Annotated in this window: 12 protein-coding genes; 8 read left to right on the forward strand and 4 right to left on the reverse strand. The window is 72.4% G+C overall.

The window, feature by feature from the left end; translation table 11 throughout:
- Positions 1-10: 10 nt before the first annotated feature.
- The 5 genes from ABLE88_RS00915 (at position 11) to ABLE88_RS00935 (ending at position 4,272) form a co-directional block, all read left to right on the forward strand.
- Positions 11-934 (forward strand): branched-chain amino acid ABC transporter permease, encoded by a 924-nt coding sequence (locus ABLE88_RS00915; RefSeq protein WP_348829472.1) that lies wholly within the window; start codon positions 11-13, stop codon positions 932-934.
- Positions 931-1,899 (forward strand): branched-chain amino acid ABC transporter permease, encoded by a 969-nt coding sequence (locus ABLE88_RS00920; protein ID WP_348829473.1) that lies wholly within the window; start codon positions 931-933, stop codon positions 1,897-1,899. The genes ABLE88_RS00915 and ABLE88_RS00920 overlap by 4 nt, the downstream gene beginning before the upstream one ends.
- Positions 1,892-2,674 carry an ABC transporter ATP-binding protein gene (locus ABLE88_RS00925; protein WP_348829474.1) on the forward strand — a complete coding sequence of 261 codons (783 nt, stop codon included), beginning with the start codon at positions 1,892-1,894 and terminating at the stop codon, positions 2,672-2,674. The genes ABLE88_RS00920 and ABLE88_RS00925 overlap by 8 nt, the downstream gene beginning before the upstream one ends.
- Complete coding sequence (locus tag ABLE88_RS00930) at positions 2,671-3,375, forward strand: ABC transporter ATP-binding protein (protein ID WP_348829476.1); 705 nt, start codon at positions 2,671-2,673, stop codon at positions 3,373-3,375. Before ABLE88_RS00925 ends, ABLE88_RS00930 begins: the two co-directional genes overlap by 4 nt.
- Before the next feature lie 123 nt (positions 3,376-3,498).
- Positions 3,499-4,272 carry a ricin-type beta-trefoil lectin domain protein gene (locus ABLE88_RS00935; protein ID WP_348829477.1) on the forward strand — a complete coding sequence of 258 codons (774 nt, stop codon included), beginning with the start codon at positions 3,499-3,501 and terminating at the stop codon, positions 4,270-4,272.
- Positions 4,273-4,290: 18 nt separating this feature from the next.
- Here the strand turns inward: ABLE88_RS00935 and ABLE88_RS00940 are convergent, their stop codons facing one another.
- The 4 genes from ABLE88_RS00940 to ABLE88_RS00955 all read right to left on the reverse strand — a co-directional run bounded on the left by ABLE88_RS00940 (position 4,291) and on the right by ABLE88_RS00955 (position 7,933).
- Positions 4,291-5,181, reverse strand: a complete 891-nt coding sequence (locus tag ABLE88_RS00940; protein ID WP_348829478.1) for a sigma-70 family RNA polymerase sigma factor — start codon at positions 5,179-5,181, stop codon at positions 4,291-4,293.
- The gene (locus tag ABLE88_RS00945) at positions 5,171-5,635 is read right to left on the reverse strand and encodes a carboxymuconolactone decarboxylase family protein (RefSeq protein ID WP_348829479.1); all 465 of its coding nucleotides are present in this window, start codon (positions 5,633-5,635) and stop codon (positions 5,171-5,173) included. Before ABLE88_RS00945 ends, ABLE88_RS00940 begins: the two co-directional genes overlap by 11 nt.
- Positions 5,636-5,901: 266 nt before the next feature.
- Positions 5,902-7,158 carry an alpha/beta hydrolase gene (locus ABLE88_RS00950; RefSeq protein WP_510182867.1) on the reverse strand — a complete coding sequence of 419 codons (1,257 nt, stop codon included), beginning with the start codon at positions 7,156-7,158 and terminating at the stop codon, positions 5,902-5,904.
- A 109-nt stretch (positions 7,159-7,267) separates the two neighbouring features.
- Positions 7,268-7,933 (reverse strand): protein-L-isoaspartate(D-aspartate) O-methyltransferase, encoded by a 666-nt coding sequence (locus ABLE88_RS00955; protein WP_348831052.1) that lies wholly within the window; start codon positions 7,931-7,933, stop codon positions 7,268-7,270.
- Positions 7,934-8,105: 172 nt separating this feature from the next.
- Between ABLE88_RS00955 and recG the strand changes: the two genes are divergently transcribed.
- From recG to ABLE88_RS00970, 3 genes are all read left to right on the forward strand, one after another.
- Positions 8,106-10,196 carry an ATP-dependent DNA helicase RecG gene (gene recG / locus ABLE88_RS00960; protein ID WP_348831053.1) on the forward strand — a complete coding sequence of 697 codons (2,091 nt, stop codon included), beginning with the start codon at positions 8,106-8,108 and terminating at the stop codon, positions 10,194-10,196.
- A 33-nt stretch (positions 10,197-10,229) separates the two neighbouring features.
- Positions 10,230-10,709 carry a YbaN family protein gene (locus tag ABLE88_RS00965; RefSeq protein WP_348829481.1) on the forward strand — a complete coding sequence of 160 codons (480 nt, stop codon included), beginning with the start codon at positions 10,230-10,232 and terminating at the stop codon, positions 10,707-10,709.
- 139 nt (positions 10,710-10,848) lie between these two features.
- On the forward strand, positions 10,849-12,705 hold the full coding sequence (locus tag ABLE88_RS00970; RefSeq protein WP_348829482.1) for a DEAD/DEAH box helicase: 1,857 nt from the start codon (positions 10,849-10,851) through the stop codon (positions 12,703-12,705).
- Positions 12,706-12,800 lie beyond the last annotated feature (95 nt).

A 12,800-nucleotide genomic window follows, 5' to 3' on the forward strand; every position in this document is an offset into this window, starting at 1 on the left:
CCGCCAGCCCATGACCGCGGCCCTGTTCTTCTCCCAGCTCCTGAACGGCCTGCAGCTGGGCGTGATCTTGTTCCTGGTCGCGGCCGGGCTGACGCTGGTGTTCGGCGTCATGGACTTCATCAATCTCGCCCACGGCGTCCAGTACATGCTCGGCGCCTATCTGGTGGCGGTGCTCTCGGCCTGGAGCGGCAGCTTCGCCGCCGGCCTCGCGCTCGGCCTGCTGGCGGCGCTGGCGCTGGGCTTCGCCATGGAGGTTCTGGTGTTCCGCCACCTCACGCGGCGCGACCACCTGGAGCAGGTGCTGGCCACCTTCGGCCTCATCCTGGTGGTGACCGAGGGCGTGCGCATGATCTTCGGATCGGCGCCCCTGCCGTTCCCGGTGCCGGCCGTGCTCAACGGCTCGGTGACGCTGTTTGCGGGGCTGAACTATCCGGTGTGGCGGCTCGTCATCCTCGCCGTGGGGCTCGCCGTGGCGGTGCTGCTGTGGGTGCTGGTGAACCACACCCGCGCCGGCATGCGGGTGCGCGCCGGCTCGACCCACCCCGAGATGGTGTCCGCGCTCGGGGTCGACATCGACCGGCTGTTTTTGTTCGTGTTCGCCTTCGGCGCCATGCTGGCGGGGCTTGCCGGCGCCATGGCGGGGCCTTTGGTCTCGGTGGAGCCGACCATGGGCGACAAGGTGCTGATCCTCGCCTTCGTGGTGGTGGTGATCGGCGGCATCGGCTCCATCAAGGGCGCGTTCCTGGCCGCCATCCTGGTCGGGCTGGTGGACACCATGGGCCGGGCGTTCCTGCCGGACCTGCTGCGGGCGCTGGTGGGCAAGTCGGCCGCCGCCACCGCTGGGCCGACGCTGTCCTCCATGCTGATCTACCTGCTGATGGCGCTGGTGCTGAGCTTCAGGCCCTCCGGCCTGTTCGGCGGGCGGCCCTCGTGAGCGGGGTGCCAGCGGCGCCGCCCCGCCCGTGGCGCGCCCACCTCACGCGCCCTCTGGTGCTGATCGCGCTGTTCGCCGCCGCGCTGGCGCTGGCGGCCTGGTCGGGCTCGGGCTATGCGCCGACCCTGATCGCCCGCACCGCCATCCTGGCGCTCGCCGCGGTCTCGCTCTCCTTCCTCATCGGCCAGGCCGGGCTGGTGAGCTTCGGCCATGCGGCGCCGCTCGGCATCGGCGCCTATGTGGTGCTGATCGCCGGCGAATACGGCATCACCAACGCGCTGGTGCTGGCGCCGCTCGGCTTCGCGGCGGCGGCGGCGTGGTCCGCCGGCACCGGCGTGATCGCGCTCAGGACGCGCGGCGTCTACTTCATCATGATCACCCTCGCCTTCGCGCAGATGCTGTTCTACGTGGCGGGCAGCCTGTCCGCCTTCGGCGGCGACGACGGCCTCGGCATCGCCGCGCGCTCCACGCTGTTCGGCGCGCGCTTCCTGCGCACCGACACCGAGCTCGCGATCTGCGCCATCGCCCTGCTCGGCGCGGCGCTGCTGGCGCTGGAGCGCCTCGCGGCCGCGCCGTTCGGGCTGATGCTGCGCACCGCCCGCGCCAACGAGGAGAAGCTGGCCGCGCTCGGCCTCGATCCCTTCGGCCACCGCCTGCTGGCGCTGGCGGCGGCGGGCGGCGTCGCCGGCCTTTCCGGGGTGCTGCTGGCGAACCAGGTGGAATACGTCTCCCCCGCCACCATGAACTGGCACGTCTCCGGCGAGCTGATCGTGATGGTGGTGCTGGGCGGCACCACCCGGCTCGGCGGCGCGGTGATCGGCGCCGTCATCGTCATGGCCATCGACGAGACGCTGGGTCACTTCACCGAATACTGGAAGTTCGGCCTCGGTCTCGTCATCCTCTTCGCGGTGCTGCTGCGCGGCGCCGAGGTGCGGGGTCTTCTGAGGGGCGCCGCCCATGGCTGAGGGGCTCCGGGAGCCGGGCCGCGCCGCGCCGGTGCTGGTGCTGGAGCATGTCAGCAAGGCGTTCGGCGCGCTCAACGTGACGCAGGACGTCTGCCTCGACGTGCGCCCCGGCGAAGTCCATGCCCTGATCGGCCCGAACGGCGCCGGCAAGACCACGCTGATCGCCCAGATCGCCGGCGCGCTGGCGCCGGATGCCGGCCGCATCCGCTTCGCCGGCGCCGACGTGACCCGCCTCGGCGTCGCCCGGCGGGCGCGGCGCGGGCTCGGGCGGGTGTTCCAGATCTCCAACGTGGTGGGCGGCTTCACGGCGCTGGAGAACGTGGCGCTCGCCGCCATCGTCGCCGGCGGGCGCACCCTGCGCTGCTGGCGCCCCGCGGCCGCCGACCGGGAGGTGCAGGCCAAGGCGCGCCACATGCTGGCGCGCGTCGGCCTCGCCGCGCGCGCCGACGAGAAGGCCGCCGCCCTCTCCCACGGCGAGCGGCGCGCGCTGGAGCTCGCCATGTGCCTGGTGCAGGAGCCGAAGCTCCTGTTGCTCGACGAGCCCATGGCGGGCACCGGACGGGCCGAGGGCGAACGGCTGACCGCGCTTCTGGCCTCGCTCAAGGGCCGCATCCCCATGCTGCTGGTGGAGCACGACATGGCGACCGTGTTCGCCCTCGCCGACCGCATCAGCGTGCTGATCTCCGGCGCGCTCGCCATCACCGATACGCCCGAGGCGGTGCGCCGCGACCCGCAGGTGCGCCGCGCCTATCTGGGCGAGGAGGCGGTGCCATGACCACCCCGCTCGTCGCCATGGAGGGGATCGACTGCGGCTATGGCGGGGCGCAGGTGCTGTTCGCCATGGCGCTTGAGGTGATGCCGGGCGAGGTGGTGACGCTCATGGGCCGCAACGGCATGGGCAAGACCACCACCCTGCGCGCTCTGTTCGGCCTGCTGAAGCCGACCGCCGGCGCAATCCGTGTGAAGGGCCGCGACATGACCGGCGCGGCGCCGCACCGCGTCGCCGCCGCCGGGCTCGGCTACGTGCCCGAGGGCCGGCAGGTCTTCCCCCGCCTCACGGTGGAGGAGAACCTCCTCGCCACCGCGCGCGGGCGGGACGGCGGCTGGACCCTGGCGCGCGCCTACGGCCTGTTCCCGCGCCTCGAGGAGCGGCGCGGCAATCTCGGCACCGCGCTGTCCGGCGGCGAGCAGCAGATGCTGGCGATCGCCCGCGCGCTGATGACCAACCCCGACCTCCTGGTGCTGGACGAGGCCACCGAGGGCCTCGCCCCGGTGGTCCGCGCCGAGATCTGGGCCGCCATCGCCGGGCTGCGCGCGGACGGCCTCGCCATCCTGGTGGTGGACAAGAACCTCGAGGCGCTGGCGCGCATTGCCGACCGGCACGTGGTGATCGAGGGCGGCCGGCTCGCCTGGACCGGCTCCACGGCCGAGCTGAACGCCGACCGCACCAAGGCGACGCGCCACCTGGAGCTGTGAGGGCGGATCGAGACGGCGGCACCACCCCGAACGCGCTCACCTTGCAGGATTCCCTGGGCGCCCATATTATCGCCACAGCCACGCTTGCCCATCCGGGACGACCCTTCCCAAAGGCCGATCATCATGCGATTGCCCACCTTGCGCAGCGGCCTGATCGCCCTTGCGACGCTCCTCGCTTTCGCCCTGTCGGCGCCGCGCGCCGAGGCGCAGCGCAACTCCGATTTTTGCTACACCTACGCCAACGAGATCCTGGCCAGCTTCCTGCGCGGCCAGCAGGCGCGGTGCCCGCTATTCAGCAACCTCAACATGAACTGGGAAACCCATTTCCAGTGGTGCGAGGCGAACACGCCGAACCGGGTCGACGCGGCGCGCAGCGACACCATCGCCAAGCTCGACGGCTGCCTGTCGGCGAGCCAGGGCGGGGGCGCGCCCCCGCCGCCGCCCCAGCAGGCCGCGCCCCGTCCGCAGCAGCCGCCGCCCCCGGCGCAGGCGCGCGGCAAGTCCTTCTACACGGTCGCGGAAGGCGCGGACGAGCCCGGCCTGTGCGTGGACGTCGCCGGCGGCAAGTTCGCCCCCGGCACGCCCGTGATGCTGTGGAAGTGCCACGGCCAGGCGCCGCAGAAGTTCGTGCTCGACCCGCGCAATGGCCGCATCCGGCTCGGCGCCAACCCCAATCTGTGCGTCGACGGCGTGATGAAGCAGCAGTTGCTGATCACCTCGTGCAACGAGGTCGTCGGGGCCTGGCTCTATGACCAGGCGACCAGCACGGTGCGCTCCGCCGATGGCCTGTGCTGGGACATCCGCGGCGGCCGGCCGCAGGACATCCGCATGCGCCAGCAGATCCTGGCCTGGCCGTGCCACGGCCAGATCAACCAGCAGTTCGTGTTCAACGACTGAGGGTGCGGGCGGCGCCGCTCACTCCTGCGCGGGTTCGCCGCCCTCCGCCTGCGCCACCCGCGTCAGCTTCTCCGGGTTGCGGGTGATGTAGACGGCGACGATCCGCTCCGCCTCCACCGCCAGCGCCGTGGTCTGCAGCACGCCGTCGCGCTCGCGGCTCACATAGCCGGGCAAGCCGTCGATCACGGCGAGGCGCACGAGCTGCGCCGGCTGGCTGGCATATTTGCGGCTCAGCCCCGCGAACAGGCGCACCGCCCGCTCGATGCCTCGGATCGGGTTCATGAAGGCGCGCACCTTCCCGCCCCCGTCCGCGTGGAGCACCACGCTCTCGGCGAGCATGGCGCGCAGCGTCGCGACGTCGCCGGTGGTGGAGGCGGCGAAGAAGGCCTTGGCGATGCGCTCCCCCTCGGCCTTGTCCACCGGATAGCGCGGCGCGGCGGCGCGCACATGCGCCCGCGCGCGCACCGCGAGCTGGCGCACGCTCGCCGGCTGGCGGTCGAGCGTGATCGCCACCTCCTCGAGCGGCACCGCGAACACGTCGTGCAGCAGGAAGGCGGCCCGCTCCAGCGGCGAGAGGCGTTCCAGCGCCAGCATCAGCGTCAGCGTGATCTCGTCGGCGCGCATGGCCTCGTCCTCCGGCTCGATCACCGGCTCGGGCAGCCAGCTGCCCACATAGGTCTCGCGGCGGGCGCGGGCGGACTTCATGGCATCGAGGCACAGCCGCGTCACCGTGCGGCGCAGATACGCCTGCGGCTCGCGCACCGCGTCGCGGTCCGCGCGGCTCCAGCGCAGCCAGGCCTCCTGAACCGCGTCCTCCGCCTCGGCGAGGGAGCCGAGCATGCGGTAGGCGAGGCGCACCAGACCGGGCCGGTGCGCCTCGAAGGCGATCGTCGCCGCGTCAGGCGGCATGGGCGGCGTCGACGGGATGGGCGGCCCGCAGCCCCACCTGCAGCCGGTTCCAGACATTGATGGCACCGATGGCCAGGGTCAGCCGCACCACCTCACTCTCCGTGAAGGCCGCGTGGACGAGGGCGAAATCCTCGTCCGGCGCGCCGGTTTCCGCAAGCCGCGTCAGCGCCTCGGTCCAGGCGAGGGCGGCGCGCTCGCGCTCGGAATACAGCGTGGATTCGCGCCAGGCGCTCAGCATGTAGAGGCGCATCTCGCTCTCGCCGTGCTGGCGCAGGTCGGTGGCGTGCATGTGGATGCAGAAGGCGCAGCCATTGATCTGCGAGGCGCGCAGCTTCACGAGCTCCAGCAGATTGTGGTCGAGCCCGCTGGCGGCGAGCGTGGCCTCCACGCCCGTCATGGCCTTGATGGTCTCGGGCGCGAGCGAATAGGCGTTGGCGATACGCGGCGTGGTCATGGTCGTCTCCAAGGCGGGGTGAACACGCCGAGAAGACGAGGCGGCGGAGCGTGGTGTGACATGGACCGCGATTTTTTGGGGCGGTGCGGGCGATCCCGCCCCACGGGGCGCCCGGGGCGGAAGCGGCGCCTCGCGCGGTCGGCCGGCCTTGAATGCGCTGCTTTAAAATGCGCTGTTTCTAGTTGTTATTCAAATAGTTATAAAGATTTTCTACGATTCTAGATGAATGTCCGCCTGCGGCCTGCGGCGCCGGCGGCGCCCTGCCCTCACTGGGCGGGCGCCGGCGTCATCACGTGCTTGCCGGAGACCGCCGTGTCGGAGGCGGCGTTGCCCAGCTGCTCCATGTGCTTGCCGTAATTCTCGCGGGTGTTCGGATCGACCACCGCCACCGGCGCGGCGATCACGAGGCCGGCCGCATGGCCGACGGTGGAGGCGGCGTTGGTGGTGAACTCGACGATATGCTCGCCCACCCCGACCCGGCTGTCGGTCATGGTCTGGCCCTCTGCGAGGCGGGCGCCGATCGCCTGCACCACCTGGGGGCTGGCCGCGAACTTGCCGTGCGCCAGCGGGTCGTCGGTCTTCAGCTTGGTGAGATCGAGCACGTTGATCTTGTAGCGCTCGAACTCGGTGCGGTAGGGCTCGAGCTCGGGATCGACCTGGCCGATGCGCGGCACGTCGCCCCACACCCGCTTCGACACCGCGAGCGCCTTGTCGTCCTGCGACACGAACAGCGTGAATTGCGGCCGCGGCTCGCCCAGCTCGCGCATGATGGTGTGGAACACGTCCACGTCCACGTCCGGGGCGGCGAGCATCACATAGCGGATCTTGGGCAGGATGCGGCCGTTGCGGATCGCCATCTGCCGCAGCGCCTCCAGCGTCACCACATTGCCCATGGAATGGGCCAGGATGGAGATCTCCCCCACCTTGGGGTCCTTGGCCATGAAGGTGAGCATGCGCTCCAGGCTGTCGCGCGAATAGGAGGTGCTCTCCCGGTCGTAGCCATAAGCGAGGATCGAGCCGCGCGAGGGCCAGGTGAACAGCACCGGCGTCACGTCGGCGCGCGAATCGTGGACGATCTGGGCGAAGCGGAACACCGCGTCGTCGAAGCGCTGGTTGAAGCCGTGCACGAACACCAGAGCCTGCCGCCCCGGCGTCCGCTGGATGCGGTCGTTGAACCAGGCGATGGCCTGGTCCTGGGTCAATTCGTCGAGCTTGGTGGTGACGAAGTCGGTGGCGGGATTGCCCGGCACCGCACGCGGCCACTGCACGTCGCCGATCTTGCGGGCGCCGTCCGGCGGGATCGAGACCGTCACTTCCGCATACGAGGGATGCCAGCCGCGCTCGCCCGAGAAGATGTCCGGCGTGTCCACGCGCTTGCGCACGGTGGCGACCACCATGTTCACGCGGCTGGTGCCGGGCACGGTGTCGGGGACCGGGATCAGCACGCCGGACGGGCGTCCGGCGCAGCCGGTGCCGACGCCGGCCAGCAGCGCGCACACAATGAGGAAACGCCACTGGCGCAAAACGCGCACGTCGAACTCCGACCCCGATGAGACTGGATGCTGGATAGGGCAGCGCGCGCGCCTTGCCAATGGCCCGACGCATCCCGGTACCGGCGAACTGAAAGTTGAATCAGAGTGTTGCCGCAGCGCCAGGAACCAGCGGCACGAAACGCACCTGCATGAGTTCGGTGCGGGTGCGGCCGGCCTGTTCCTTCACGTAGCGCACCAGCGTCTGCGCCTCGTCCGGCGCGCCGATCGGCATGACGATGACGCCGCCGAACTTCAATTGATCCACCAGCGCCATGGGAATGTCCGGCGCCGCGGCGGTCACCATGATGCGGTCGAAGGGCGCGCGGGCGGGCATGCCCAGCATGCCGTCGCCCACATAAGCGGTGACGTTCTTGAGGCCGAGCACCTCGAAACGCGGCTGCGCCTCCGCCACCAAGGCGCGGTAGCGGTCCACGGTCACCACCCGCGCCGCCAGATGGGCCAGCACCGCCGCCTGGTAGCCCGAGCCGGTGCCCACCTCCAGCACGGTGTGGTCGGCGGTCACCGAGAGCGCCTCGGTCATGGTGGCGACGAGGCTCGGCTGCGACATGGTCTGGCCGCAGGCGATGGGCAGCGCCACGTCGTCATAGGCATGACGGCGCAGCGCCGGATCGACGAACAGCGGGCGCGGCACCAGCTCCATGCCGCGCAGCACCGCGACGTCCCGGATGCCGCGCTGGCGCAGGCCGAGGATGAACGCCATCCGCTCCGCCCGCTCGCCGTCCGCCGGCTGGCCTTCCGGTTCCATCTCATTCATTGCATCTGTCCGAACCCGCCAACTGCGCGCGGGAAAGATAACAGATTTGACCCCGGTTCAAGTTCCGCACGAAGCTGAACCGGACCGAGCCCGCGTCCTTGCGACGCATCCGCGCGCGGCGGGCCTTGCGCCGGAAGGCGCGCTCGGCCACCTTCCCCGCGCCATGCGCCCGGCCGCCCTCGACCCCCTGTTCGCGCCGCTCACGAGCCTCGACGGCATCGGCCCGAAGACCATCCGCCCGTTCGCCCGCCTGCTCGGCCGGGAGACGCCGCGCGTGGTGGACCTGCTGTTCCACATGCCCTCAAGCTTCGTCGACCGGCGCGCCCGCCCCACCATCGCCGCGGCGCGCGAGGGCGCGGACGTGACGCTGGAAGTGCATGTCGACGGCCACCAGCCCCCGCCGCCGGGCAGCCGGGCGCCCTACCGCACCTTCGTCTCGGATCCGACCGGCGACCTCGTGGTGGTGCATTTCAAGGCCGACCCGGCGCGCATGGCGCACATGCTGCCCGAGGGCGCCACGCGCTGGCTGTGCGGGCGCATCGAACGCTATGACGGCTTGCGCCAGATGGTGCATCCGGACCGGGTGCTGGATGCGGCCGGGCTTGCCCGCCTGCCGCCGGTGGAGCAGGTCTACCCCCTGGTGGAGGGTCTCGCCGCCGGACATTTGCGGCGCGCCATGGCGGCGGCGCTCGACCGGGTGCCGAACCTCGCCGAATGGCTGCCCAACGTCTCGCCGGGCAGCGGCCTGCCCAGCTTCCAGGAGGCGCTCGTGCGCCTGCACCGCCCGCAGACGCCGGCGGACGCGCAGCCGACCGGAATGCCCTGGCGCCGCCTGGCGCTCGACGAGCTTCTGGCGCACCAGATGAGCCTCGCGCTCGCCCGTGCCCGCGACCTCAAGGCCGGCGGCCGCGAGACATGCGGCGACGGGCGGGTGGCGGCACGCATCCGCGCCGCTTTGCCCTTCACCCTCACGGGCGCGCAGGAGGCCGCGCTCGCCGCCATCGCCGCGGACCTCGCCGCCGAGACCCGCATGCTGCGCCTGATCCAGGGCGACGTGGGATCGGGCAAGACCGTGGTGGCCCTGCTCGCCGCCGCCATCGCTTTGGAGGCGGGCCGGCAGGCGGCGATCATGGCGCCCACCGAGATCCTGGCGCGCCAGCATTGGGAGACCCTCGCCCCGCTCGCCGCGGCCGCCGGCATCGAGGTGGCGCTGCTCACGGGCCGGGAGAAGGGCCGCGCCCGCGCCGACATCCTCTCCGGCCTCGCGGAGGGCCGCATTGGGCTCGTGGTGGGCACCCATGCGCTGATCCAGGACGACGTCGCCTTCCGCGACCTTGCTCTGGCGGTGGTGGACGAGCAGCACCGGTTCGGTGTCGAGCAGCGCCTTGCTCTGGCGCGCAAGGGGCAGGCCGTGGACATGCTGGTGATGACCGCCACCCCCATCCCGCGCACCCTGGTGCTCACGGTGTTCGGCGACATGGAGGCGAGCGAGCTGCGCGAGAAGCCGCCGGGCCGGCAGGAGATCGACACCCGCGCCATGCCCCTCGACCGGCTCGACGAGGTGGTGGAGGCGGTCGGCCGCGCCATGGCGGCGGGCGCCCGCGCTTATTGGATCTGCCCCCTGGTGGAGGAGACCGACACCTCCGACCTCGCCGCCGCCACCGATCGGTTCGAGGCGCTCAAAGCGCGCTTCGGGGCGAAGGTGGACCTGGTGCACGGGCGCATGTCCGGCACCGCCAAGGACGCGGCCATGGCGCGCTTCGCCGCCGGCGAGACCCAGCTTCTCGTGGCGACCACGGTGGTGGAGGTGGGCGTCAACGTGCCCGAGGCCACCATCATGGTGATCGAGCACGCCGAGCGCTTCGGCCTCGCGCAGCTGCACCAGCTGCGCGGGCGCGTCGGGCGCGGCGACAAGCCCTCCACCTGCCTGCTGCTCTACCGCGCGCCGCTGGGCGAGACCGCCAAGGCGCGGCTCGCCATCCTGCGCGAGAGCCAGGACGGCTTCCGCCTCGCCGAGGAGGACCTCAGGCTGCGCGGCGAAGGCGACGTGCTCGGCACGCGCCAGAGCGGCATGCCCGGCTTCCGCGTCGCGCGGCTCGATCTGCATGCCGCCGACATGGAGACCGCCCGCCGTCTGGCTGCCACCTTGGTGCGGCAGGATGCCGATCTGGCCGAGCCCGATTCGGCCCCGCTGCGCACGCTGCTCTATCTGCACGAGCGCGACGCGGCCATGCGCCTGCTCGGCGCGGGATGAGGCGAGGACGACGTGACCGCGCGGGACCAGAACATGCTTGCCGAAACGGAAGGCGACGCGCTTTCTCCGGCACCGGACGGCGTGCCGGCGGCGGCGGACGGGGCGGCGCCCGCCGCCACCCCGAGCGCCACCCGGCGCTGGTTCGCGCGCGAGGCGCTCTATCGCCGGGCGCTGTTCGTGGCCGGCAGCCTGTTCCTGCTGGTCGGCGCCATCGGCATGGTGGTGCCAATGCTGCCGGGCACGGTGTTCCTGATCCTCGCCGCCTGGTGCTTCGCGCGCTCCTCGCCGCGCTTCGAGGCCTGGCTGCTCGCCCACCGCTATCTCGGCCCGAGCGTCGCCCGCTGGAAGGCCACCGGCGCCATCCCGCCGGTCGCCAAGGCGCTCGCCATGTCGAGCTTCGTCGGCACGCTCGCCGGCGCCTGGTATTTCGGCGCGCCGCGCATCATGCTGGTGCTGCTCGCGGCGCTGTTCGCGGCGCTGGCGCTGTTCATGCTGACGCGGCCCAATTCGTAGGCGCCCGGGCGCGCCGCGGCGACGCGCCCCCCGGGGGGCGTGGCATCAGGCGGTCCAGTCCGGTATGGATGGCGCCTTCATCCCCTCCGATGGCTCCCGTTCGACGCCTGACGACATTGCAAGATAGGCGGAACCGGCCATGCCCTTCACGACCACCAATCCGGCGCTCGCGAGCGCTTTGGCGGAGCGGGACTACGTCACCCCGACCCCAGTGCAGCGCGCGGTGCTGGCGCCCGAGGCCGCAGGCCGCGACCTCCTGGTGTCCGCGCAGACCGGCTCGGGCAAGACCGTGGCCTATGGCCTCGCCGTCGCCGACACGCTGCTCGGCGACGCCGCGCGCTTCGCACCGGCGAGCCTGCCGCAGGCGCTGGTGGTGGCGCCCACCCGCGAGCTCGCGCTCCAGGTCCAGCGCGAGTTCGCGTGGCTCTATGCGGCCACGGACGCGCGCATCGTCTCCTGCGTCGGCGGCATGGATCCGCGCCAGGAGCAGCGCGCCCTCGGCCGCGGCGCCCACATCGTCGTGGGCACGCCGGGGCGCCTGCGCGATCATCTGGAGCGGGGCCGTCTCGACATCTCGGCGGTCCAGGCGGTGGTGCTCGACGAAGCCGACGAGATGCTCGACCTCGGCTTTCGCGAGGACCTCCAGTTCATCCTCGACGCCACCCCGAAGGAGCGGCGCACCCTTTTGTTCTCGGCCACGCTGCCGCGCGCCATCACCGCCTTGGCCAAGCGCTACCAGCGCGAGGCGCTGCGCATCGAGGTGACGAGCGCGGAAGGGGGCCACGCCGACATCGAGTACCGCGCCATCCGCGTGGTGCCGAAGGACGTCGAGCACGCCGTCGTCAACGTGCTGCGCTATTTCGATGCGCCGAGCGCCATCGTGTTCTGCAACACCCGCGAGACCGTGCGGCATCTGCATGCGGGGCTTCTGGAGCGGCAGTTCTCCGCGGTCGCGCTGTCCGGCGAGCTCAGCCAGAACGAGCGCAACGCCGCGCTCCAGGCGCTGCGCGACGGCCGTGCGCGGGTGTGCGTGGCGACCGACGTGGCGGCGCGGGGCATCGATCTGCCGCGCCTCGGCCTCGTCATCCACGCCGATCTGCCGAACGACGCCGAGAGCCTGCAGCACCGCAGCGGCCGCACCGGACGGGCCGGCCGCAAGGGGGTGAGCGTGCTGCTGGTGCCGCCGTTCCGCCGGCGCCGCACCGAGGAATTGCTGCGCGGCCTGGGCGTGAGCCCGGTCTGGTCCGGGCCGCCCACCCCGGACGACATCCGCACGCTCGATCACGAGCGCATGCTGGCCGATCCGCTGCTAAGCGACGCGCCGAGCGAGGACGAGGCCGCGGTCGCCCAGACGCTGCTGGCCCGGCACCCGGCGGAGCATCTGGTGGCGGCGCTGGTGCGCCTTTATCGCGCCGGTTTGCCGGCGCCGGAGGACGTGGCCGATCCCGGCGAGCCGCGCGGCGCGCGCGAGCGCGCGGCCCTGCGCGGCACCGGCGGGCCGGCGGGTGGGGGCGGCGCCTGGTTCCGGCTCAATGTCGGGCGCAGGAACAAGGCCGACCCGCGCTGGCTGCTGCCGCTCATCTGCCGGCGGGGCAACGTGACGCGCGAGGACATCGGCGCCATCCGCATCTTCGATCAGGAGACCGCGTTCGAGGTCGCCGCCGGCGCCGCCGCCGCGTTCGCGCAGGCGCTCTTGACGCCGGACGGCTCGGACGTGGTGATCGAGCCGCTCGCGGGCGGCGCGCCGGCGGGCCGTCCCGAGCGCCCCGGACGCGGCAAGCCGCCGCGCGCGAAGCCGCATCCCGACCGGCCCGCCCGGAGCGCGTCGTTCCGCGAGCGGACCGTGCACGAGGGCCCGCGCGGGCCGAATCCCGAAGGCCGCGGTCCCGGCAAGCGCCCGGCCGGGCGCGACCGGCCGGGCGGGTTCGAAAGCGGCCCGAAAGGCTACGCGCCGCGCGGCAAGCCGCCGAAGGGAAAAGCCCCGCGCCGGCCCTGAGCGCGCCTGACGGCAGGCCTGACAGTGGCCCGTTGGCCGCCCGCCCCGCGATCCCTGTGGCGGCGTTTGGAGCCGGCCGCGCCTGCGGACCGCGC

Origin of the sequence: Xanthobacter luteus, assembly GCF_040049235.1 — a bacterium.
GTDB lineage: Bacteria > Pseudomonadota > Alphaproteobacteria > Rhizobiales > Xanthobacteraceae > Xanthobacter.

Excerpts from the sequence above, each read along its gene's own strand:
- ABLE88_RS00965 (WP_348829481.1), top strand. The coding sequence starts at position 10,230 with ATGCTTGCCGAAACGGAAGGCGACGCGCTTTCTCCGGCACCGGACGGC.
- ABLE88_RS00925 (WP_348829474.1), top strand. The coding sequence starts at position 1,892 with ATGGCTGAGGGGCTCCGGGAGCCGGGCCGCGCCGCGCCGGTGCTGGTG.
- ABLE88_RS00955 (WP_348831052.1), bottom strand. The coding sequence starts at position 7,933 with ATGGAACCGGAAGGCCAGCCGGCGGACGGCGAGCGGGCGGAGCGGATG.
- ABLE88_RS00945 (WP_348829479.1), bottom strand. The coding sequence starts at position 5,635 with ATGACCACGCCGCGTATCGCCAACGCCTATTCGCTCGCGCCCGAGACC.
- ABLE88_RS00935 (WP_348829477.1), top strand. The coding sequence starts at position 3,499 with ATGCGATTGCCCACCTTGCGCAGCGGCCTGATCGCCCTTGCGACGCTC.
- ABLE88_RS00970 (WP_348829482.1), top strand. The coding sequence starts at position 10,849 with ATGCCCTTCACGACCACCAATCCGGCGCTCGCGAGCGCTTTGGCGGAG.
- ABLE88_RS00940 (WP_348829478.1), bottom strand. The coding sequence starts at position 5,181 with ATGCCGCCTGACGCGGCGACGATCGCCTTCGAGGCGCACCGGCCCGGT.
- recG (WP_348831053.1), top strand. The coding sequence starts at position 8,106 with ATGCGCCCGGCCGCCCTCGACCCCCTGTTCGCGCCGCTCACGAGCCTC.
- ABLE88_RS00930 (WP_348829476.1), top strand. The coding sequence starts at position 2,671 with ATGACCACCCCGCTCGTCGCCATGGAGGGGATCGACTGCGGCTATGGC.
- ABLE88_RS00915 (WP_348829472.1), top strand. The coding sequence starts at position 11 with ATGACCGCGGCCCTGTTCTTCTCCCAGCTCCTGAACGGCCTGCAGCTG.